The organism is Streptomyces sp. A5-4, assembly GCF_051131715.1.
In the GTDB taxonomy this organism is placed as follows: domain Bacteria; phylum Actinomycetota; class Actinomycetes; order Streptomycetales; family Streptomycetaceae; genus Streptomyces.
This window is the reverse complement of record NZ_CP178591.1, coordinates 7,780,382-7,800,201: the sequence shown is the minus strand read 5'-3', so window position 1 is coordinate 7,800,201 and position 19,820 is coordinate 7,780,382. Positions and strand designations below refer to the sequence as shown.

Here is a 19,820-nt window from a genome sequence, read left to right as displayed (position 1 = left end):
ATTCTCCTATAGGTGGGGAGGGTGAGGATCGGGTTCAAGCGCCGGGGTCGGGGCGCAGGTCGCAGGCGCGGATGGCCTGGATCGCGCAGTCCTCGTCGTTGTCGGGCTGATGGCCGCTGACGCCCACCGCGCCGACGATGTTCTCGTCGACGTCGCGGACCAGGACTCCGCCGGGGACGGGTACGAGGTCGCCGTCGGCCAGCGCCACGAGCGCGTTGACGAAGTCGGGATGGGACTTGGCCCTGCCTGCCAGGCTCCGGCTGCCCACCCCCATGTTCAGGGCGCCGTGGGCTTTGCCCCGGGCGATGCGTTCGCGCAGCAGGCTTGAACCGTCCTCGCGGCCGAAGGAGATCAGTCGGCCGCCCGCGCCCAGGACCGCGACTGTCATCGGGGGGAAGCCGTTGTCCCGCGCATGGGCCAGAGCACGTTCCACCATGGTGGCGGCCTGGGGGTAAGTGAGCATGGGATGCCTCAGCCTTCGGTGAACGCGACGGTTTCGAGCGGGCCGGCCGCTTCGGTGTAGAGCTGGATGTTCATGCCGTCCGGGGTGCGCAGATCGAGGCAATGGCCGATGCGGGCACGGCGGATCTCGGTGCGGGTGACTTCCAGGGCGTCCAGGTGTCCGGCCCACTGCTCCAGCGCGGAGAGGTCGGGAACGCTGAGGGTGACCGGAGCGAATCCGGCCAGTGCGTCCGCCGCCGCGGGGGCGATCCGCAACTGCACGGGTACCGCGAGGCCGGGCAGCCTCATGATGACGGCGAAGAGGGCTCCGGATGGATCGTGATGGTCCAGGCGCGGTATGCGCGCCGCCTCCAGGACTCGCTCGTACCAGCTGATGCCGGCCTGGAGATCGGAGACCGGGAAGGTCACGTGATGCACGCCGGACGTCGTTGTGGGCGGCAAGATAACTCCTCAAAGAGGAACGAACGTTTCGTCTTTGTTACGTTAACCATTGACATCTCATAGCGCAAGGGTTCGTTTCCGTATAGCGTTGGCGGGTGCCAAGAATTAGCGAAAAGACCTGGGCCAAGCGCCGCGAACACGTCCTGACCAGCGCCTGGGGCTGCTTTTCCCGCAACGGCTTTCATGCCACGTCGATGGACGAGGTGATCGCCGCGACAGGGATGTCCTCCAGTGCGGTCTACCGCTACTTCCGCAGCAAGGAAGAGCTGATCGACGCGACGGCCGAAGCTGGTCTCGCCCTGGTGGTCGACATCTTCGTCCGCCTGCTGGAGGTGCGTCCCACGCCCTCGCCGACGCAGACGCTGAGCGTCCTCGTGGACGAGCTGCACGGCCGCACCGAGAACCCGGACTACGACCTGTCCCGTATCGCGGTGCAGATCTGGTCCGAAGCCCTGAGACGCCCCCCGCTGCGCGAGCACGCCCGCGTGTTGTACGACGAGGCGCATCAGCGCCTGTCGGAACTCACCACCCGCTGGAAGGAAGACGGACATCTGCCGCCCGAGGCCGATACGAAGGCCACCGCGTCGGTGGTCTTCGCCCTGATGCACGGCATGATCGTCAGCCACCATCTCGCCTCCGATCTGACCCTGGAAACACTCAGCCGTGGCATGTCCGACCTGGGGGCGGCTCTCGGCCCGGGCGAGGCAAAGATCCAGGGCGCCTGAGAGCCCATCCCCGGCAGGCCGATCAGGCCGGCGGCGGTCAGGCGGCCGAAGCTGGAGCGCGTTCCTCGCGGATGAGCTGCAGCACACGGCTGCGCAGCGCAGCGAACTCGGGCAGTGCCTTGGTCGAGAGCTGGTCCCGGTCTGCGCCGAGCTCGACCGGAATGCGTTCGCGCACCCGGGTCGGAGACCCCGAGAGCACGGTCACTTCGTCACCGAGGTAGACCGCCTCGTCGATGTCGTGGGTGACCAGGATGACCGTCACGCCGTACTGGTTGCGCACGCTCAGGATGAGGTCCTCCAGTTCCGCACGGGTCTGGGCGTCAACCGAGGCGAACGGCTCGTCCATCAACAGGGCATCGGGCTGGTAGGCCAACGCCCGTGCGATGGCGACGCGCTGCTGCATGCCGCCGGACAGCTGCCAGGGGTATTGGTCGGCGCTGCCGCTCAGGCCCACTGCCTCCAGCGCGGAGCGGGCGCGTTCGGCGCGCTCGGACTTGCGGATGTCCTGTGAGCGCATGGGCAGCATGACGTTGCGCTGGACCGACATCCACGGCATGAGGGAGCGGCTGTAGTCCTGGAACACCAGGGCCAGCCGGGCCGGTGGCCGCTCCACGCGTTCGCCGTCGAGGTAGACGCCGCCCCCCGTGGGGGCCAGCAGCCCGGACATGCAGCGCAGCAGGGTGGTTTTACCGGCTCCGGACGGTCCGACGATACATACGAAGGCGCCGCGCTCGACGTCGAAGTTCACCTCGTCCAGGACGAGCCGGTCCCCGCTGCCGGTGCGGTAGCTCTTGGAGAGCCCGCGTACGGAGAGGATCGGGGTGGTGGGCGAGGGCTGGGGGGTCTGTGTTCCTGACATGGAGCCGTTCCCGTCGTTGATCCGCTACAGGTGGGTGCGCCGCATGCCGCGGTGCCAGCCCAGGAGGGCCCGTTCGAAGCCGCGGAATGCGATGTTGAGGAGGTATCCGAGAACACCGAGCAGGACCATGCCGGCCCACATGCCCGGGATGTCGAAGTTCCGTTGGTCCTGCAGCAGTTGGAAGCCGATACCGTGGGCCGAACCGACCATCTCGCTGAAGACGATCATGATGACGCCGATGGACAGGGCGGTGCGCATCCCGGCCACGATCTGCGGACTGGCCGCGCGGAGCGCCATCACCAGACGGTCCCGGCGCCGGATGCGGTAGCTGCGGGCGACGTCGGCGAGCACCGGATCGAGGCTGCGCACACCGTCCGCGGTGTTCAGCAGGACCGGCCAGACGGTCGCGGAGGCGATCACCACCACCTGCACTTCGGTGCCGACCCCCATGAGCAGGACCGCGGCCGGCACCAGCGCCACGCTCGGCGTCGCGCGGGCGAACTCGAGCAGCGGGGAGACGGTGTCGGCGAGGAAGGGAACGAGGCCGAGTGCCAGGCCGACGAGGACGCCTGCGGCTGTGGCCAGGACGAAGCCCGCTGCCAGATGCTCCAGGCTCGGCACGGCGTCCGAGCCGAACTGGGCGAAGAGCCAGTCCTGCCGGAGTGCTGTCACTATGGTGCGCAGGGGCGGGAAGTACAGCGATGTGCTGGCCGAACTGGCGAACCACCACACGGTGATGAGAGCGACGGGGGGCAGGATTTCGACGCCGAGGCGTCCGATCCTGCGAGCCGCACCGTTCAGCGGTTTCGGTGTGCGGGGTGCCATGAAAGGACGCTCCTCTCCGCTCGGGTCATTGCCAGGTTGAGCGCGACGCCCAGCAGGGCGCTGACGAGAACGAACGCGTACATCGTCGGCATGTCCTGCGTCTGCTGGGCCTGCGCGATGGCGTTGCCGAGGCCGGCAGCCCCGCCGAGCAGCTCGGCGCCTATGGCCAGCAAGAGGCTGATGGTCGCCGCGATCCGGACGCCGGTCGCGATGAACGGCGCCGCGCTGGGCAGCATGACCGCTCTCACACGTTGGCTGCGCGGCAACCGGTAGGCGCGCGCCACGTCGGCGGTCACCGGGTCGATCTGGTGCACGCCGTACATGGTCTGGAGCAGCAGCGGCCACACCGAGCCGAAGACCACGAGAACCAGCGCCATTTTCTCCGTCGCCCCGTAGAGCAAAAGCGCCAGGGGAAGAAGGGCTATGGGGGGGATGGTGCGCAGGAAGTCGACGGTGATCCGGGACATGCGGTACGCGAGCTCGCTGGCACCGAACAGCAGACCTGCCGGGAGTGCGATCACCAGGGAGAGGTCCAGGCCGATCGCCCAGGTACGGACGGTGTCGCCGGCAGTCGTCCAGAACTCAGTGGTCGTCACCAAGGAGCCCAGTGCTCGTACGATCTCGGTCGGCGCGGCCACCGCCTCACGGGTCAGGGCTCCGGAGGCCACCAGGTATTGCCATACGCCGGCGAGTGCCGCGGCGCACAAGAGGCGGGCGGCCAGCAACCGCGCGGTGCGTCCTCGCAGCACCGCCGGCGTGCTGCGGCCTGGTGTGGGAGCCGTCGTATCACCAGGGAGCCGCGTCTTGGGCGGGGTCGCGGAGCGGGAGGCTGTGGACATCACGGCGTCAGGACCGCCTTGTCCACGTCGATCGGCGCGCTGATGGTCTTGTACGTGATCATCGTGTCCACGACACGCTGCAGCGCGGCCTTGTCGGGCGTGGCCGAGGGGAATTGAGGGAGAATCATGTCGGCGGCCTGAGCAGCGGTGAGGTGTGACGACTTCTTGGCGTAGGAGCGGACGAAGTCGGGATGCTGGGCCGCGTACTCGTTCGCCTTGGTCATGGCGCGAGCGAACTTCTCGACCACGTCGCGGTGCTCGGCGAGGTACGACTTGCTGGTCACGTAGACGAAGATCGGGACGCCCGGCAGCGCCTTGGACATCGGGGAGAGCAGGGGCCGCAGTCCAGCGGCCTGGCCCTGCACGACACCGGGCTCGCTGGTCACCGCCGCGTCCACCGCGCCGTTCCCCACCGCGCCATTCATCGCGTGGGGCGGCATTTCCACGAAGTCGACCTTGCTGGAGTCCCCGCCCAGCTTGTCGATCGCCGCGGCCGCGGACAACTGCGAGATGTTGCCCATGCCATTGACAGCCACCTTCTTGCCCGCGAGATCGGACGCGGAGCGGATCGACGCGTTCTTCTTGACGAGCACCGCTGTGGAGTCGTCATCAGGCGTCCGGCCGCTGACGGAAGCCGCTGCGACGATGACCAACGGCATGCCCTTGGAGATCGCGGTCAGCGCGCCCGTCGCGTCGGTGGCGGAGAACTGCAACTGACCGTTGAGGATCAACGGCACGGCCGCGGAACCCGAATTGACAGGCTTGCGATTGATCTTCAAGCCCTCCTTGGCGAAGGCATCGGTGGTGAGCGGGGCCATGAAAGCGCCAACCCCACCGCCGACGTTGATTTCGGTACCGGCCGCTGAGCCCTTCGCCGCTTGGTCCCGCGCAGGCGGGGTGGAGCCGCAACCCGCCATTGCAAGGGCACTGACCAATACAACGGCGGCGACCCGTGGACGACTGCTCATGGGTGTTTCTCCTAGCTACGCACAGGGGACCTTCGCTCCACAGCACGGCCGCCCTGGCACAGGGGCGGGTGCGAGAGGCGGTGCGAGCGGGCCCGCAAGGGTTGACTGGCCCCCGCGGAACGGGGGCCTCTGGTGAGGTAGAGATGATCGGCAGGAGAACAAGGAAGAGACACCAAGTCACTTGGTGACTTGAGAATGGCGACACACCTCACCGGCGTCAAGGGGTAGGTCGGCAACGATTTCCGGTCTCCCTGCGGCGCCGCGAGCACCAGGGGAATGCGGCGGAGGCGCCCCTCTCCTCGCGAAGCGCCGGACGATCGCAGCCGTCGGCGGCCGCCGAGCGCCCCGTGATATGCCATGCGCATGACATCAGTACGGACGTCGCAGAGGCGGCAGCAACGGGCCCGCCTTTCACGGCCTACGCGCCGTCCGGACGTCGACGCGGCCCAGTTGGCTTGCCGGAGCTGGACGGGCTCGGGTCAGAAGGCGTCTCGGATCAGGAGGCGTCGAGGCGCGGCTGTTCGCCGATGTTCTCCCGCACCAACGCCATTCCGCGGGCCGTGTAGGTCAGCACGGCCACCTCAGCCGCGGGGCCGTCTGCGTTTCGGAGCGCCTCGATGATCGCCGTGCGCTCGGTGCTCAGTTGGCCGGCGATGCGGTGCCACACCGACGGCGTTCGCCGGGCGGCTTCCTTTGCCAACGTGATCTGCGTGTCGATGAGAAAACCGGAGAGACTGATCAGGAGCGGGTTGCGCGAAACAGCAGCCAGGGCCTTCAGGAAACTGGCAAGCCCTTCGGTGAGGTCGAGGTCGTCGGCACCCGGTCTGCAGCGGTCGGCAGCCTCGCTCAGCCTCGCGAGATCCGCGTCGGTGATGTCACCGACGGCCAGTCGCACCGACTTCACATACAGGGCTTCGGAGACCTCCAGGATCGCGAGCAGGTCAACCTGTTCGAGCTGCACCACGGCGGTCATCGCCGAAGAGAGCAGCTTCGACGTCTCCGCGACGACATAGGTGCCGGAGCCGTGCCTGATCTCCACCAGGCTCATGGCACTCAGCGCCCGCAACGCCTCCCGGACGGTCGGCTGGCTGACGTCATAGTGGGCGGCGAGATCCCGCTCCGAGGGCAGACGCGTCCCGCGCGCCAGATGGCCGACGAGGATCTGCGAGCGAAGATCGTCCAGTACCTGCTCGGCAGCCCGCGTCCTGTTCCGCCGGAAGGAACCACTGACCAGGCCGTTCTCCACTTTGCCTCATACCTCCGCACCGGCGCCGACCGCGCTGGTGCGGCGAATGAACTCACTAGGTCACACGGTGACTCGCCGATTGTCGCACGTGGGCCGCCCAACATGGGGCCCCCTCCCATGAGCCCCTGCGGTGGCGAATGCGCCGCCAAGCGGCGCCGGGGAGGGGGCACGGATGGCCTTCACCAACCGTGGCTTCTCAGTGCGGGAAACGGCCACGCACCGCTCACTGCGCCCAGTCCACGCTCCGGCCGGCATGCTCCTCGAAGACCAGCCAGGTGCGCGTGGCGAGTACTCCCGCGATCTCCTGGACGCGTTCCAGCACGACGTGGCGCAGAGCGGAGTTGTCCGGCGTGCGAACCAGGACCAGGACGTCGAAGTCGCCGCCGACGAGTGCGATGTGCTCGATGTACGGGATGGTGCGCAACGCCTCGGCCACTGTGCGCCAACTGTTCTGCTCGATGGTGACGGTGACATAGGCGCTGGTGCTCAGCCCTGCGTTCTTCGGGTTCAGTTGCGCGGTGAATCCGGCGATCACTTCGTCGGAGACCAGGCGGTTGATCCGGGTGTAGGCGTTGGCGCGTGAGATGTGGATCTGCTCGGCCAGCGCGCGGATCGAGATCCGTCCGTCCTGGAGGAGCTCGGCGAGGATCGCCCGGTCCGTCTCGTCCAGATGGGGTGCCATGTGTCCGGCCGACGCCCCAGCGGGTTCTGTTTCCGATGACATATTGCTCCGTTCGTCCAGCTTCTTCGGCAGTATGTCGCCAATCAGGCCCGCATCTTGTGCATCTATTCACTTCTGCGCACGATTCTCCTGTCAAGTGTCTCGAAGAAGGCGGGTTCGCTGCATGTCCGTGAAAACTCTTCGGCAGACGGTGCAGGGCCTGCTTCCCTCGCTGTCGCCGGTCCGGTTCGTCTCCGAGGACGGCACCTCGGTCAAGCCTCCGGCCGGGTACGTCGAACCCGATGATGGGCTGCTGCGTGAGGCGTACCGGCGGATGGTGCTGGGCCGCCGCTTCGACACCCAGGCGACCGCGCTGACCAAGCAGGGCCGACTGGCTGTCTACCCGTCGAGCCGTGGCCAGGAGGCGTGTCAGGTCGCCAGTGTGCTGGCGCTGCGCGAGGACGACTGGCTGTTCCCCACCTACCGCGACTCCGCCGCCCTGGTGACGCGCGGCGTGGATCCCATCGAAGTGCTGACGCTCCTGCGCGGCGACTGGCACTGCGGCTACGACCCCATGGCCACCCGGGTGGCACCCCAGTGCACCCCGCTGGCCACCCAGTTGCTGCATGCCACCGGCATGGCGCACGCCCTGCGCAGCAAGGGCGACGACGGTGTCGTGATGGCCCTGGTCGGTGACGGGGGCACCAGCGAAGGAGATTTCCACGAAGCGCTGAACTTCGCCGCCGTGTTCAAAGCCCCGGTGGTGTTCTTCGTTCAGAACAACAAGTACGCCATCTCCGTCCCGCTGGCCCGCCAGAGCGCGGCACCCTCCCTCGCCTACAAGGGCGTCGGGTACGGCATGCCCTCCGAGCAGGTCGACGGCAATGACCTTCTCGCCGTGCTCTCGGTCCTTTCCGCAGCCGTCGAGCACGCCCGGTCCGGTCAGGGGCCCTTCCTGGTGGAGGCGCACACCTACCGGATGGACGCACACACCAACGCCGACGACGCGACCCGCTATCGCGAAGCGGCCGAGGTGGAGGAGTGGACGGCGGCTGACCCGCTGGTGCGCCTGGAGACACATCTGCGTGCTCGGGGACTGCTCAGCGAGGACGACATAGTGTCCGCTCGCGCGGCGGCCGAGGCACTCGCCGCGGATGTGCGGGCCCGGATGAACGCCGACACCACCGTCGACCCGCTGGAGCTTTTCGACCACGTCTACGCCGAGCCGACACCTCAGCTGCTGGAGCAGCGCGAGGCGTTGACGGCTGAGCTCCACGCACAGGAGGACTGAACATCATGAGCACGCTAAGCATGGCCCAGGCGCTCAATACGGCGCTGCGCGACGCGATGCACGAGGACGAGCGGGTCCTCGTATTCGGCGAGGACGTCGGAGCACTGGGCGGCGTGTTCCGCATCACCGACGGCCTCACCCGCGACTTCGGCGAGCAGCGCTGCTTCGACACCCCGCTCGCCGAGGCCGGGATCGTCGGCTTCGCGGTCGGCATGGCGATGGGCGGGTACCGGCCCGTCATCGAGATGCAGTTCGACGCGTTCGCCTACCCCGGTTTCGAGCAGATCGCCTCCCACGTCGCCAAGCTCCGCAACCGCACACGGGGCAAGATCTCCATGCCGATGGTCATCAGGATCCCCTTCGCCGGCGGCATCGGGGGCGTCGAGCACCACTGCGACTCCAGCGAGGCGTACTACGCCCACACGCCCGGCCTGAAGGTCGTCACCCCCGCGACCGCCGAGGACGCCTACTGGCTGCTGCGGGACGCCGTCGCCGATCCGGACCCGGTGATCTTCATGGAACCCAAGAAGCTGTACTGGTCCAAGCAGGAAGCCGACCTCACCGCACGCCAGGCCAAGCCGTTCGGCCAGGCTGCGGTCCGCCGCCATGGACGCGACGCGACCTTGGTGGCCTACGGCCCGTCCGTGCCGGTGGCCCTGGAGGCCGCCGAAGTCGCCGCCGCCGAGAGCGGCATCGACCTGGAGGTCGTCGACCTGCGCACCTTGGTTCCCTTCGACGACGAGACGGTGGCGGCATCGGTACGACGCACCGGCCGCTGCGTCGTGGTGCAGGAAGCGCAAGGCTTCGCCGGCGTGGGTGCCGAGGTCGCCGCACGGGTTCAGGAGCGGTGCTTCCACTCCCTGTCCGCCCCGGTGCTGCGCGTGGCCGGCTTCGACATCCCCTACCCGCCGCCGAAGCTGGAGCACGCCCACCTGCCCGGCGTCGACCGCATCCTCGATGCCGTCGACCGCCTCCAGTTCGGCGACGAGCCCGACCTCCGCCACCTTGCCAAGGGGGCAGCATGAGCACCGGAACAGCCAAGGAACAGCTCTTTCGCCTACCCGACCTCGGTGAGGGCCTGACCGAAGCCGAGATCATCGGCTGGACGGTCTCGGTCGGTGACACGGTCGAGATCGACCAGGTGGTCGTCGAGGTCGAGACGGCCAAGGCCGCCGTCGAGGTACCTGTGCCCTTCGCCGGCACCGTCCTGCACCTGCACGGGAAGGCCGGGGACTCCGTCGACGTGGGCGCCCCGTTGATCTCGGTCGGCCCCTCCGCGGACGCGGGCGCGGCGGCGGCAGAACAGTATCGCGAGGAGGAACAAGGCGGCTCCGGCAACGTACTGATCGGATACGGCACCGGCCACGCGGGCACCCCGCGCCGACGCCGCCGCATCCGCCACAGCTCGCCGACCGGAAGTCAGCAGGCCGCACCGGCCCCCACGCAGTCCGACAGTGCGCCGCCGGACGCGGCGGTCAGGCTGCGGGACTCCGGCACTCAAGGCGCGCCCCGCGTGCTCTCACCGCTCGTGCGCAAACTGGCCCGCGATCACGGCATCGACATCGCTCAGGTGACACCCAGTGGCCCCTCGGCAGTGATCCTGCGAAAAGACATCGAACAGTCCATCGCCCGCAGCGGGCCACCCGCCGTCCCCGCCGGCTCGGCGGACAACAGCGCACGCCAGGAAACAACCCCGGGAGCGCTTCAGGCGGATGGCGTCGAGCGTATTCCGCTGCGTGGGCTGCGCCGAGCGATCGCGGAGAAGCTCACCCGCAGTCGTACCGAGATCCCCGACGCCACCACCTGGGTCGACGCGGACGCCACGAATCTGCTGCGCGTCAAGAAAGTGCTTCAGGCCGCAGCGCCGGACCAACCCCTTGGTCTCCTGGCCCTGTTGGCTCGCATCTGCGTGTCGGGGCTCCAGCGCTTCCCTGAGCTCAACTCCTCAGTGGACACGGCTCAGAACGAGATCGTGCGGTACTCCGCGGTACATCTCGGCTTCGCCGCCCAGACGCCGCGCGGGCTGATGGTTCCTGTGGTGCGTGACGCCCATCGCATGACGACCGCGCAACTCGGCGCGGAACTGGCCCGGCTGACCGCGCTCGCCCGCACAGGCAGTCTGCCCCCCGAGGTCCTGACCGGCGGCACCTTCACCCTGAACAACTACGGCGTGTTCGGAGTCGATGGTTCCACGCCGATCATCAACCACCCCGAAGCGGCGATCCTCGGCATCGGCCGCATCGTCGACAAGCCCTGGGTGCTGCAGGGCGAGCTGGCCGTGCGGAAGGTCACGCAGTTGTCCTTCACGTTCGATCACCGCGTCTGCGACGGCGGGGTCGCCGGTGGCTTCCTGCGCTACGTGGCTGACTGCGTCGAGCACCCGGAGACGCTGATAGTCGATCTGTGACGAGCCGGCCCCTGGGGCCGGGAGGCCACAGGGTTCGATGTCCCGGATCAGATCTGCGCACAACCGCGCTCCAGCGGAGCAGCCTGCGGATGACTAAACGGAAACGTTGCTTGCGCCTTGCGCGGTTGAGTCGTACCGTTCACAAAGCAGAAACGTTCGTTTCTCTTACGGTCGAGCTTCAGCCCGCTCGCTCAGTCACGACTGGGAGCCTGCCCCCCATCCGCCGTTGTTTGGTCGGTGGCGCTCACAACCGCAGCGCCCGCGGACGGCGCGAGGTCGGCCGTGCGGCCTGTTGTAAACAGTCAGGAGTAACCGTGGAGCCTGTGCGCATCGAACAAGGGCTGATCGCCGGCAAGGCAGAGGAAAGCCTCTACAGCTTCCTGGGCCTGCCGTACGCGGCGCCGCCAGTGGACGAGCTTCGCTGGGCCCCGCCCGCCGCACCCGCACCCTGGGACGGCGTGCGGGATGCCACCCGCTTCGGGAACATCGCGATCCAGGCGATCAACGCCGGTGTCGACATGGGGGCCGACCAGAGCGAGGACTGCCTCTACCTGAACGTCTACACCACCACCCTGGATCCCAAGGCGCGTCGGCCCGTCGTGTTCTGGATCCACGGAGGCGGCTTCCTCATCGGCTCCTCCTCCCAGGACTGGTACCCCGGCGGGCCGCTGGCGCAGCGCGACATCACGCTGGTGACACTGAATTACCGCCTGGGCGCCTTCGGCTTCCTCGCACACCCGCAGATCAGCCCCAACCTGGGCGTGCAGGACTGGGTCGCCGCCCTGGAATGGGTGAAGCGAAACATCACCAACTTCGGTGGCGACCCCGACAACATCACGATCTCCGGCCAGTCCGCCGGCGGCGCCGCGACCCGCGCACTGCTCCACACACCCTCCGCACGCGGTCTGTTCCACCGCGCCATCGTCATGAGCGCCGGGTTCGAGGACTACGCCGCTGTCGACTCGCCCAGCAACCGACGCTCCACGCATGCCACCGAGAACGTCTTCCGCCACCTGGGCACCAGCGACATCGAGGAACTGCGCAAGGCCCCGGCGGAGAAGGTGGCGGCGGCCTCGCTGAAGGAGTCGGGACAGTTCCCGCCCGCAGGCCAGGTGCATACGCCCGCGAACCTGGTGTGGTACCCGGCCGCGGACGGCCAGATCGTCACCGAGGACTTCTCCGGCTGGGCCGAGGACGTGGAGGTCATGTTCGGAGTCACCCGGGACGAATCCCGCATGTTCCACGCTCCGGGCGGCGTCTTCCCGCCCCGCGACGTCGACCCGGCCGAGGTCTATACCCCCGAAACGCTCGCCCACATGGCCAGAAGGCTGGGAGGCGAGCGCGCCGACGACATCATCGCTCACTTCACCGAGCGCGGATCAGCCCCCTACGAAGCACTGGTAGAACTGTCCACCGCGGCCATCTGGCACGAGCCCGCCCTGGCCACCTACCGCCGTTTCGCCGCGCTCGACCGCACGACCTACTTCTACGACTTCGCCCGCCATTCCCCGGGATCCATCAAATCCGGGCTGCTCGCCAAGCACTCCGCCGAAATCCCCTACCTCTTCGGCACGGTCGCGGCCGGCGACTTCTACAACAGCGTCGATGCCGACGTATCCGACACCGTCCAGCACGCCTGGACCGAATTCGCGCGCACCGGCATCCCCAGCAGCCCCGACGGAACACCCTGGCCGGCCTGCGACAGCGTCGCGCCCCAGTTCACCCTCATCGATGACCTGACTGCGACCAAGCCGCTGGACCTCATCGCCACTCCGCTCTGCGACATGATCAGGTCACAGCGCGAGGAGTAGCTCGAATAAGCAGACCCGCCCCGGTGGTGCCCCTGTCATGGAAGGGGCACCACCGGCTTGCGCTGGACGTGGCCAGATCGGGAGCGTCGGCAAGGGCTCCGGATGCACGACGGGTTGGTCCGGGAGCTGGGTGACGTGCCGGCCGGGACTCGCAAGGCGGCCGAGCAGACGCGGGACCAGGCGCGGCAGGCTTGGACTGGAGCACCGTGCGGGATTCTCAGAGGGAGAGGGAGAAACGGGCTTTCTCCGCGTTCGGCTGAGCGGACCCGGGTGCCGGACGGCTCTCCTGTGGTTCACCCACTGCGTTCACATCCCCGCTCACGACGCTTCCGGGAGGCAGGGTTGCGTCCCACGCAGTGCGCTGGGCGCGGGTGCCGCCGTAGAGCGGGCGCCGGTGAGGGTGGCGCCGATGCCGGCGAGGACCACGAAGGCGATTCCGACTGCCGGTGCCAGGCCGGGTATCTGGCCGAGCACGAGGAGGCCGATGAGCATGGCGATGGCGGGCTCCAGGCTCATCAGGGTGCCGAAGGCAGAGGTGGTCAGGCGGCGCAGGGCGAGGAATTCGAGGGCGAAGGGGAGCACGGGGCTCAGGGCGGCCAGCGCGAGCATGATCCACAAGGCTGTCCAGGTGACATGGGCCGAGATGGTGGGTGCGGCGATGAGCATGCCGAGGATGCCCGCGACGGGCATGGAGATAGCCAGTCCCTTCAGGCCGGTGACGCTGTCGCCGACGCGTTGGGTCAGCAGGATGTAGGCGGCCCAGCAGGCCGCGGCAGCCAGCGCGTATCCCGCCCCGAGCGGGTCGAGGCCGCCGTGCCAGGGCTCGGTCAGCAGCACGACGCCGATCGCGGCCGCCGCGGTCCACGCCTTGCGGCCGTGGCCGGGCCCGTACAGGGACACGACCAGCGGGCCGAGAAACTCCAGCGCGCTCGCGGTGCCCAGCGGCAGGCGGGTCAGGGCCAGCATGAAGAACAGCATCATGCCCGCGGTCACGGCTCCGAGCACGGTGCAGGCCAGGAGGTCTTGGCGGGTGAAGTCGCGGCGCCGGGGCCGGATAAGGATGAGGAGAAGCACGCCGGCCCATCCCAGGCGCAGCCCCGCGGTGCCCAGCGCGCCGAGCTGGCCGAACAGGGGCACGGTCAGTGCCGAGCCGAGCTGGACGGTGGACATGGCGGCCACCGCCATGAGGAACCCGGTCTGGGCACCGCTCGGGCGCGGCCGGTGTGAAGACTTCAGCGGACTCATGGGCTCCAGTAGAGAGCGCGGATATCGTTCGCGTCCACGTGCTGATCATGGACATTCCGTTCGATGATCCTGGACAATGAGCGCCATGGAGACACGGCGCCTGCGGCTACTGGTGGAACTGTCCCGGCTGGGATCGATGCGTGCGGTCGCCGACGTGATGGACACCACCACCTCGACCGTCTCGCAGCAGCTCACCGTCCTCGCGCGGGAGATGGGCGCCGCCCTGATCGAGCCGGACGGGCGGCGGGTCAGGCTCACCCCGGCAGGCCGCCGCCTGGCCGAGCACGGCGCGGTGATCCTCGCCGCGGTCGAGGCCGCGCGCCTGGACCTCGCCCCAGGCGCGGAGCCCAGCGGAACCCTGCGGGTGGCTGGTTTCGCCACCGCCATCCGCGCCCACCTGCTGCCCCTCGTCACCGGCCTGACCGCCACCCACCCCGGGCTGCACGTCCTGGTCCGCGAGCACGAACCCGCCGAGGCTCTGGAACTACTGGCCGCAGACGAGACGGACCTGGCCCTCACCTACGACTACAGCCTCGCCCCGGCAGATCCCGGCCCCGCATTGCACGCCACCGCGCTGTGGAGTGCCCCGTGGGGCTTGGGCGTCCCCGCACACGCTGATCCGCCCGACGGGGCGGACACCCTGGAGGTGTTCGCCCGCTTCCGTGCCCGGGACTGGATCGTCAACTCCCGCAATACCGCCGACGAGGCGGTCATCCGCACCCTGGCTTCAATGGCGGGGTTCACGCCCCGTATCACGCACCAGGCCGACAGCCTCGACCTGGTCCAGGGCATGATTACCGCAGGGCTCGGCGTGGGACTGCTGCCGATCGGCACCCCCACCTTCCCCGGGGTCCGCATGATGCCGCTCACCGGCCCTCAGGTGATGCTGCGGGCCTATGCCGTCGCACGCCACGGCCGCCTCGGCTGGCCCCCACTCACCCTGGTCACCGATCTGCTCGCCCGGCGAACCGCGACCACAGCCAGGGACAACCCCTCCCCGCCGCCCTGAAAACCAGGGCGCCCAACCTGCCACCTGGATGTTCCCCACCTGCCCGCAGCGCTGATGCGGCAGCCAACGATGAGGAGATCGACGATGACGACTACGGCCCGAGCAAGTGTGCAGCACGAGGACGAGCGGGTGCGTGTCACCCTCTGGGACTTCGAGCCGGGCGAGAGCACCGGCCCTCATGTGCACGAGTACGACTACGTCGTCGTACCGGTCGTCGATGGCCGAACCAACGTGATCGCCCCCGACGGAACGGTCACCTCCTCGCAGCTGCGGGCAGGCGAGTCCTACGCCCGCCCGGCCGGCGGGGAACACGAAGTCGTCAACGCCGGCACCTCCCCGCTGGCCTTCGTGGAGATCGAACTGAAGTAACCGACGCCTGAAGTCGACGAAATCCGTCGAGCGCCTGGCAGCCCCATGCGGCTACGGTACGGCGATGACCAGCACATACCGGGCTATCTCCGCCCGGATAGCCAACCCCGCGAACATCGACGCCATCGTCTCCACGATGACCACCGCCTTCTTCCACGACCCGCTGTGGGGACCGGCCTTCCCCGACGAGTCGCGGCGCGCCGTGCAGGCGGCGGCCATGTGGCGCCTGTACGTCACCTCCGCTCTGCGCTACCCCTGGACCCTGGTCACGCCCAGCCTCGAAGCTGCGGCCGTGTGGATTCCGCCGGGCGGCACCGAGCTCACCCACCAAGAAGAGAAGGGCCTGGAGGATCTGTTGGCGCAGGCCGCCGGCCCGGAGGCGGCCAAGGCGATCCTGGCGATCTACGACCAGCTGGAGGCGGCCCACCCCGGCGAGCCGTGCTACTACCTCACCCTGCTCGGCGTCCACGACGACCACCGCGGCAAGGGGCTCGGCATCGGCCTGCTCGCCGAGAGCCTCGCCCGCATCGACGCCCTCAGCGCCCCCGCCTACCTGGAATCGTCCAACCCCGCGAACATCGCCCGCTACGAAAGTGTCGGCTTCACTCCCCGCGACGAGATCACCACCGCCACCGGCCACGTCGTCACCACCATGTGGCGCCCGGCACGCTGATCCACGCTCCAAGGCGTCGGGGGTTCTGGAACTCGCAGACAACGCGGACCTTTACAGCCCGGTCATGCCGCACGCCCGTCGCTCTCTGCCCGGTGTGCCCCGCGTGCACTCGCCGGTGTCGCCCTGCGTATCCGAGCCGTACGACCCGAAGGAGCCCAAGGCTCTCGCGCGACGCGTACCCAGAACAACGGCGCCGTTCGCTCGGGGATCGCCGGCCGCCCCCTTCGAGCTGGGCGGGAACCCAGGCGTCGCGCAGCCCTTCGAAGCCGGGGATGTGGTTGCGGAGCCTCCCCAGCTTGCCACGGGTGCGCCGCCGGTCCCGTTCGGTGCGGCTCATTGGCGAGCGGGGCAGCGGCGGGCACTCGGGCGGCCGCCACCCCTCGCCGCATCAGGGGAGGAGGGAGTCGGCGAGAACCTGGGACAACCACCGCTGGTAGGCGGCGGCGTCCCACTGCCGCCCGGCGGTGAGCTGGGTATACACGTGCGGGCCGGTGAGCACCCAGCACGCGTCGGCTTCCTGAGTCGGGGCCGCGTCGGCGCGCAGCATGCCCTGCTGGGCGAGGTGGGCGATGAACGCGGTGACGCCGGTCAGCCTCTCCCGCTCAGTGGTGGCGAGCACCTGCGCCACCTCGGGTCCCGCCTCGCCCAGCAGTGACTGCAGCGGAGCGGTTCGCTCATGGAAGCCGCACACGAAGGCCGCGTACTGGCGCAGCTTCCTGCGCGCATCCTTTTCGGCCCACACCTGCTGGAGAGCGGGACGCTCGGACATGGGCACCGGGTCGTCGTCTCCGGCCAAAGTGGTGTCCCACAGCGCTTTCATCAGCCCCGGCTTACTGCCGTACGTCTTGTACACCATCTCGGGAGACACCCCGGCGCGCGCGGCCACCGCGCGCATGGTCGTGGCCTGGTAGCCCTCGGCCAGCAGCAGTTCCCCGCACGCTCGCAAGACGGCGGCACGGTTGCGCCGGGCGGCGGCCTGCCGCCCACTGGCGTCGTACGACCTTCGGCCTGCCGGATCGGTGGACGGCACGTGCGGAACCTCCAATATTGAGTACAATACGTTGTATCGAACGTTCGGCGTCAGTTCAGTTCGCCCTCAGACGCCATTCTCCCGCCCGCCGGAGCAGCCCATGAGCAAGACCGCCCCCGTCCGCACCGTCGCGCCGGGCATCGACCGCCTCGGTGACGACGCAGTCAACTTCTATCTGGTCCATCACCCCGACGGGCTCCTACTCGTGGACGCGGGCCTGCCAGGGCACCTGAGCCAGCTGCGAGACCACCTGGCCGCCGCAGGCCGCCACCTGTCCGACATCCGAGCAGTGTTGCTCACCCACGCCCACCCCGACCACACGGGCCTTGTGACCGCTCTGCACCAGGCCGGAGCGGACGCCTGGATCCACAGGCAGGACGTCTCGACGCTCACGGACGGACCGCGCAGCGCGATGCGTCACGCGAAGCCCGAACGTTCCCTGGTGCCGTACGTGCTGCGACGCCCGTCGGCGCTGGGCACCCCCCTGCACATGGCGCTTCGGGGCGGCTTCACGGCGCCGCCCTTTTCTCACGCTCGCAGCTTCGACGGTGACAGGACGTTCGACTCCCTTCCCGGTAACCCCCAAACGCTGTCCCTGCCGGGCCATACCCCGGGGAGCGTGGCGTACGTCTTCGCCGAACGCGGGGTGGTGTTCACCGGGGATGCTCTGGTCACCCACGACGGCATCACCGGGCATCGAGGCCCGGCCACCGTCTGCGGGGCGTTTACCAACGACAGCGCCACCGCTCTCGCCTCCCTCGGCCGGCTCGCCGAACTGCCCCATTCGCTGGTTCTTCCCGGTCACGGCGAGCCGTTCACCCAAGGCATCGCCGCCGCGACCAGCCAAGCCATCCGCAACGGCGCCTCCTGATCACGGCCGCAGCACTACTGAGACTCACCCCCCGCCGGCATTAACGGCTCGCCCGCGGCCCCGCCATCATCGTGACCGACTTGCGTCCGTACCCCGTACCCCGTACCCCGTGCCCCGCACCTGACCGCACACCCATGGAGCATCAGACATGACCAGCATCGAAGACCGGAACAAGGCTCTCGTCACCCGGTTCAACAAGGAGTTCATCGAAGGAGGCGACGCCGACGTCTTCACGGAAACGATGTCGTCGAACTTCGTCAACCACAACGCTCAGCAGGGAACCTCGCCGGGGCCCGACGGAGCAGCACACTTCTTCAACGAGATCCTGCGCACCGCCTTCCCGGACCTGACGGTCACGATTCACGACCAGATCGCCGAAGGCGACAAGGTTGTCACCCGCAAGTCCTACGAAGCGACACACCGCGGACCTTTCCTCGGCGTCGCACCCACAGGGCGGAAAGTCACCTTCGGCGTCATCGACATCATCAAGCTGAAGGACGGCAAGTACGTCGAGCATTGGGTCAACGCAGACATGCTCGGCCTACTCGGTCAGCTCAACAGCAGGTGACGTGACCGGCACTCCCGAGCCCTGGCGGACCTCGGCCGTCGCGACGTGCGGTATGGCCCCTGCCAGGCGAACACGGAGCTTCACCCCCGCACCGTGACGCGGAGGCAAGGCCGCCGAGCGCGCCGCCCATCGCCCGCGTGCGGCGGGCCGATCACACCTGTTGCTGTCCTCCATGCGCACGCGAGCCCCTCGAACGAAATGAAACGGAAACGATCCCTTGCGCTATGGACCGAACGATCGGTAGTTTCCAGGGGCAGGGCGAAGGGGCCGCGCTCATCCGATGGATGCCGCTTCCGCGCGGCCCCTCACGAGCAGTTGACCGCGTTTCACCGCAGGACAACAGCGCCCGCCCCATGGGGCGAACGGCGCGCTATCGGCCGCCCCCGGGCCGTCCCGAACCCTGCAACTCCCGCCGCCCGGGCTACCTGTCAACCAGCACTATTCCTGGAGGATGCATGTATCGTCGCTTGCCCATCGCCAGCCTCGCCGGAACCGCCGCCGCAGCCTTGCTCTTCACCGCAGGAACCGCCTCCGCCGTCGCCCCGCCCCTGTCGAACGCCCGAGTAGTCGCCCATCTCGACCTCACCGCAGGGCAATTACCGGAGAACATCGCCCTCGGACCCGACGGCTCAGCCGTCCTGAGCCTCTCCGGATCGCGACAGGTCGCACTTGTCACGCCCGCCGGGCAGATGAAGGTGCTCGCCACCTTGCCCGGAGCGCACTCCCCCTCAGAACAGGCCAGCATCGCCGGACTCGTACGAGCCGGCGACAGCAGCATCTACGTCGCCTACCGATCAGGGGACGCGGACCGGAACGGCATCTGGCGCGTGTCCCCGACCAGCCCTCCCCAGCGCGTCGCGGCGCTGCCCGTCGGCGTCGCCGTGAACGGACTCGCGGCTGACCCGCTGACCGGCGTTCTCTATGGAACCGACTCCACGCGCGGGACGATCTGGCGCATCCCCACCCGCTCCGGCTCGCCCGAGATCTGGAGCTCCGACGCCTCCCTGAAACCCGGCAGTTCACCCACCTCATACGGCTTCGGCGCCAACGGCATCAAGGTGCACAAAGGTGCTGTCTGGGTGAGCAACAGCGACAACGGCACTCTCCTGCGGTTCCCGGTGCGCCCCGGAGGCTCGGCCGGTCCCGTCGAGACGAAGACAACCGGCCTCACCGGTGTGGACGACTTCTCCTTCGTCGACAACTCCGACACCGTTCTGGCCGCCCTGAACAGCCAGAATGAAGTCGCTTTGGTGAAGCCCGACGGCACACACAGCATCGTGCTCACTGGGCAGGACGGTCTACAGACTCCCACCGCCACCGCAGTGCGTGCTGGGACGGCCTACGTAACGAACGCCGCCTACTTCACCCAGCAGGACCCCAACCTGCTCCTGGCCGACATCGACCTTCCGTAGCACGTCAGTCGCCGCGCAATGGCCAAACCCGCAGCGGGTAGCTCTTGGCACCCCCTTTCCCTGTCGGCCGCTCACCGCACTGGTGAGCGGCCGCGCCCGCAGTTCGGC

Annotated in this window: 21 protein-coding genes; 11 read left to right on the top strand and 10 right to left on the bottom strand. The window is 68.5% G+C overall.

What is annotated here, in order from left to right; genetic code table 11:
• Positions 1–34: 34 nt before the first annotated feature.
• Together ACLLJJ_RS36525 and ACLLJJ_RS36520 are read right to left on the bottom strand one after the other, a co-directional pair.
• Positions 35–463, bottom strand: coding sequence for a GlcG/HbpS family heme-binding protein (locus ACLLJJ_RS36525; protein ID WP_434598974.1), 429 nt, complete (start codon positions 461–463; stop codon positions 35–37).
• Positions 464–471: 8 nt separating this feature from the next.
• Positions 472–903 carry a VOC family protein gene (locus ACLLJJ_RS36520; protein WP_434598973.1) on the bottom strand — a complete coding sequence of 144 codons (432 nt, stop codon included), beginning with the start codon at positions 901–903 and terminating at the stop codon, positions 472–474.
• Positions 904–998: 95 nt separating this feature from the next.
• Between ACLLJJ_RS36520 and ACLLJJ_RS36515 the strand changes: the two genes are divergently transcribed.
• The gene (locus ACLLJJ_RS36515) at positions 999–1,628 is read left to right on the top strand and encodes a TetR/AcrR family transcriptional regulator (RefSeq protein ID WP_434598972.1); all 630 of its coding nucleotides are present in this window, start codon (positions 999–1,001) and stop codon (positions 1,626–1,628) included.
• A 37-nt stretch (positions 1,629–1,665) separates the two neighbouring features.
• Here ACLLJJ_RS36515 and ACLLJJ_RS36510 read toward each other — a convergent pair whose 3' ends face one another.
• From ACLLJJ_RS36510 to ACLLJJ_RS36485, 6 genes are all read right to left on the bottom strand, one after another.
• Positions 1,666–2,487 carry an ABC transporter ATP-binding protein gene (locus ACLLJJ_RS36510; RefSeq protein WP_434598971.1) on the bottom strand — a complete coding sequence of 274 codons (822 nt, stop codon included), beginning with the start codon at positions 2,485–2,487 and terminating at the stop codon, positions 1,666–1,668.
• Between the two features lie 24 nt (positions 2,488–2,511).
• Complete coding sequence (locus ACLLJJ_RS36505) at positions 2,512–3,312, bottom strand: ABC transporter permease (protein ID WP_434598970.1); 801 nt, start codon at positions 3,310–3,312, stop codon at positions 2,512–2,514.
• Positions 3,285–4,061: an ABC transporter permease gene (locus tag ACLLJJ_RS36500; RefSeq protein ID WP_434598969.1), complete on the bottom strand. Its 777-nt coding sequence runs from the start codon at positions 4,059–4,061 to the stop codon at positions 3,285–3,287. The genes ACLLJJ_RS36505 and ACLLJJ_RS36500 overlap by 28 nt, the downstream gene beginning before the upstream one ends.
• Before the next feature lie 89 nt (positions 4,062–4,150).
• A complete protein-coding gene (locus ACLLJJ_RS36495; protein WP_434598968.1) occupies positions 4,151–4,969 on the bottom strand; it encodes an ABC transporter substrate-binding protein in 819 nt (272 codons plus the stop codon).
• A gap of 646 nt (positions 4,970–5,615) precedes the next feature.
• The gene (locus ACLLJJ_RS36490; protein ID WP_434598967.1) at positions 5,616–6,365 is read right to left on the bottom strand and encodes a FadR/GntR family transcriptional regulator; all 750 of its coding nucleotides are present in this window, start codon (positions 6,363–6,365) and stop codon (positions 5,616–5,618) included.
• Between the two features lie 223 nt (positions 6,366–6,588).
• Positions 6,589–7,047 (bottom strand): Lrp/AsnC family transcriptional regulator, encoded by a 459-nt coding sequence (locus ACLLJJ_RS36485; RefSeq protein ID WP_434598966.1) that lies wholly within the window; start codon positions 7,045–7,047, stop codon positions 6,589–6,591.
• Positions 7,048–7,210: 163 nt separating this feature from the next.
• On the opposite strand from ACLLJJ_RS36485, the gene pdhA reads away from it, so the two are divergent.
• From pdhA to ACLLJJ_RS36465, 4 genes are all read left to right on the top strand, one after another.
• On the top strand, positions 7,211–8,317 hold the full coding sequence (gene pdhA, locus ACLLJJ_RS36480) for a pyruvate dehydrogenase (acetyl-transferring) E1 component subunit alpha (protein ID WP_434598965.1): 1,107 nt from the start codon (positions 7,211–7,213) through the stop codon (positions 8,315–8,317).
• A gap of 5 nt (positions 8,318–8,322) precedes the next feature.
• Positions 8,323–9,342 carry an alpha-ketoacid dehydrogenase subunit beta gene (locus ACLLJJ_RS36475; protein WP_434598964.1) on the top strand — a complete coding sequence of 340 codons (1,020 nt, stop codon included), beginning with the start codon at positions 8,323–8,325 and terminating at the stop codon, positions 9,340–9,342.
• Positions 9,339–10,724 carry a dihydrolipoamide acetyltransferase family protein gene (locus tag ACLLJJ_RS36470; RefSeq protein ID WP_434598963.1) on the top strand — a complete coding sequence of 462 codons (1,386 nt, stop codon included), beginning with the start codon at positions 9,339–9,341 and terminating at the stop codon, positions 10,722–10,724. Before ACLLJJ_RS36475 ends, ACLLJJ_RS36470 begins: the two co-directional genes overlap by 4 nt.
• 314 nt (positions 10,725–11,038) lie before the next feature.
• The gene (locus ACLLJJ_RS36465) at positions 11,039–12,535 is read left to right on the top strand and encodes a carboxylesterase/lipase family protein (RefSeq protein ID WP_434598961.1); all 1,497 of its coding nucleotides are present in this window, start codon (positions 11,039–11,041) and stop codon (positions 12,533–12,535) included.
• A gap of 318 nt (positions 12,536–12,853) precedes the next feature.
• Here the strand turns inward: ACLLJJ_RS36465 and ACLLJJ_RS36460 are convergent, their stop codons facing one another.
• The gene (locus ACLLJJ_RS36460) at positions 12,854–13,780 is read right to left on the bottom strand and encodes an EamA family transporter (RefSeq protein WP_434598960.1); all 927 of its coding nucleotides are present in this window, start codon (positions 13,778–13,780) and stop codon (positions 12,854–12,856) included.
• An 85-nt stretch (positions 13,781–13,865) separates the two neighbouring features.
• On the opposite strand from ACLLJJ_RS36460, the gene ACLLJJ_RS36455 reads away from it, so the two are divergent.
• The 3 genes from ACLLJJ_RS36455 (at position 13,866) to ACLLJJ_RS36445 (ending at position 15,831) form a co-directional block, all read left to right on the top strand.
• On the top strand, positions 13,866–14,789 hold the full coding sequence (locus ACLLJJ_RS36455) for a LysR family transcriptional regulator (protein ID WP_434598959.1): 924 nt from the start codon (positions 13,866–13,868) through the stop codon (positions 14,787–14,789).
• Between the two features lie 84 nt (positions 14,790–14,873).
• Positions 14,874–15,158 carry a cupin domain-containing protein gene (locus ACLLJJ_RS36450; protein WP_434598957.1) on the top strand — a complete coding sequence of 95 codons (285 nt, stop codon included), beginning with the start codon at positions 14,874–14,876 and terminating at the stop codon, positions 15,156–15,158.
• A 64-nt stretch (positions 15,159–15,222) separates the two neighbouring features.
• Complete coding sequence (locus ACLLJJ_RS36445) at positions 15,223–15,831, top strand: GNAT family N-acetyltransferase (protein WP_434598956.1); 609 nt, start codon at positions 15,223–15,225, stop codon at positions 15,829–15,831.
• 388 nt (positions 15,832–16,219) lie between these two features.
• On the opposite strand, the gene ACLLJJ_RS36440 is transcribed toward ACLLJJ_RS36445, so the two are convergent.
• A complete protein-coding gene (locus ACLLJJ_RS36440) occupies positions 16,220–16,861 on the bottom strand; it encodes a TetR/AcrR family transcriptional regulator (protein ID WP_434598955.1) in 642 nt (213 codons plus the stop codon).
• Positions 16,862–16,961: 100 nt separating this feature from the next.
• Here ACLLJJ_RS36440 and ACLLJJ_RS36435 point away from each other — a divergent pair, with 100 nt between their 5' ends.
• From ACLLJJ_RS36435 to ACLLJJ_RS36425, 3 genes are all read left to right on the top strand, one after another.
• Positions 16,962–17,732 carry an MBL fold metallo-hydrolase gene (locus ACLLJJ_RS36435; protein ID WP_434598953.1) on the top strand — a complete coding sequence of 257 codons (771 nt, stop codon included), beginning with the start codon at positions 16,962–16,964 and terminating at the stop codon, positions 17,730–17,732.
• 148 nt (positions 17,733–17,880) lie between these two features.
• Complete coding sequence (locus ACLLJJ_RS36430; RefSeq protein WP_434598952.1) at positions 17,881–18,300, top strand: ester cyclase; 420 nt, start codon at positions 17,881–17,883, stop codon at positions 18,298–18,300.
• A 467-nt stretch (positions 18,301–18,767) separates the two neighbouring features.
• Positions 18,768–19,712 carry a hypothetical protein gene (locus ACLLJJ_RS36425; RefSeq protein WP_434598951.1) on the top strand — a complete coding sequence of 315 codons (945 nt, stop codon included), beginning with the start codon at positions 18,768–18,770 and terminating at the stop codon, positions 19,710–19,712.
• Positions 19,713–19,820 lie beyond the last annotated feature (108 nt).

Bases quoted from the DNA above. Each gene is read 5' to 3' on its own strand.
- ACLLJJ_RS36525 (WP_434598974.1), bottom strand. From the start codon at position 463: ATGCTCACTTACCCCCAGGCCGCCACCATGGTGGAACGTGCTCTGGCC.
- ACLLJJ_RS36510 (WP_434598971.1), bottom strand. From the start codon at position 2,487: ATGTCAGGAACACAGACCCCCCAGCCCTCGCCCACCACCCCGATCCTC.
- ACLLJJ_RS36505 (WP_434598970.1), bottom strand. From the start codon at position 3,312: ATGGCACCCCGCACACCGAAACCGCTGAACGGTGCGGCTCGCAGGATC.
- ACLLJJ_RS36495 (WP_434598968.1), bottom strand. From the start codon at position 4,969: ATGGCCCCGCTCACCACCGATGCCTTCGCCAAGGAGGGCTTGAAGATC.
- ACLLJJ_RS36485 (WP_434598966.1), bottom strand. From the start codon at position 7,047: ATGGCACCCCATCTGGACGAGACGGACCGGGCGATCCTCGCCGAGCTC.
- pdhA (WP_434598965.1), top strand. From the start codon at position 7,211: ATGTCCGTGAAAACTCTTCGGCAGACGGTGCAGGGCCTGCTTCCCTCG.
- ACLLJJ_RS36475 (WP_434598964.1), top strand. From the start codon at position 8,323: ATGAGCACGCTAAGCATGGCCCAGGCGCTCAATACGGCGCTGCGCGAC.
- ACLLJJ_RS36470 (WP_434598963.1), top strand. From the start codon at position 9,339: ATGAGCACCGGAACAGCCAAGGAACAGCTCTTTCGCCTACCCGACCTC.
- ACLLJJ_RS36460 (WP_434598960.1), bottom strand. From the start codon at position 13,780: ATGAGTCCGCTGAAGTCTTCACACCGGCCGCGCCCGAGCGGTGCCCAG.
- ACLLJJ_RS36455 (WP_434598959.1), top strand. From the start codon at position 13,866: ATGGAGACACGGCGCCTGCGGCTACTGGTGGAACTGTCCCGGCTGGGA.
- ACLLJJ_RS36450 (WP_434598957.1), top strand. From the start codon at position 14,874: ATGACGACTACGGCCCGAGCAAGTGTGCAGCACGAGGACGAGCGGGTG.
- ACLLJJ_RS36445 (WP_434598956.1), top strand. From the start codon at position 15,223: ATGACCAGCACATACCGGGCTATCTCCGCCCGGATAGCCAACCCCGCG.
- ACLLJJ_RS36435 (WP_434598953.1), top strand. From the start codon at position 16,962: ATGAGCAAGACCGCCCCCGTCCGCACCGTCGCGCCGGGCATCGACCGC.
- ACLLJJ_RS36430 (WP_434598952.1), top strand. From the start codon at position 17,881: ATGACCAGCATCGAAGACCGGAACAAGGCTCTCGTCACCCGGTTCAAC.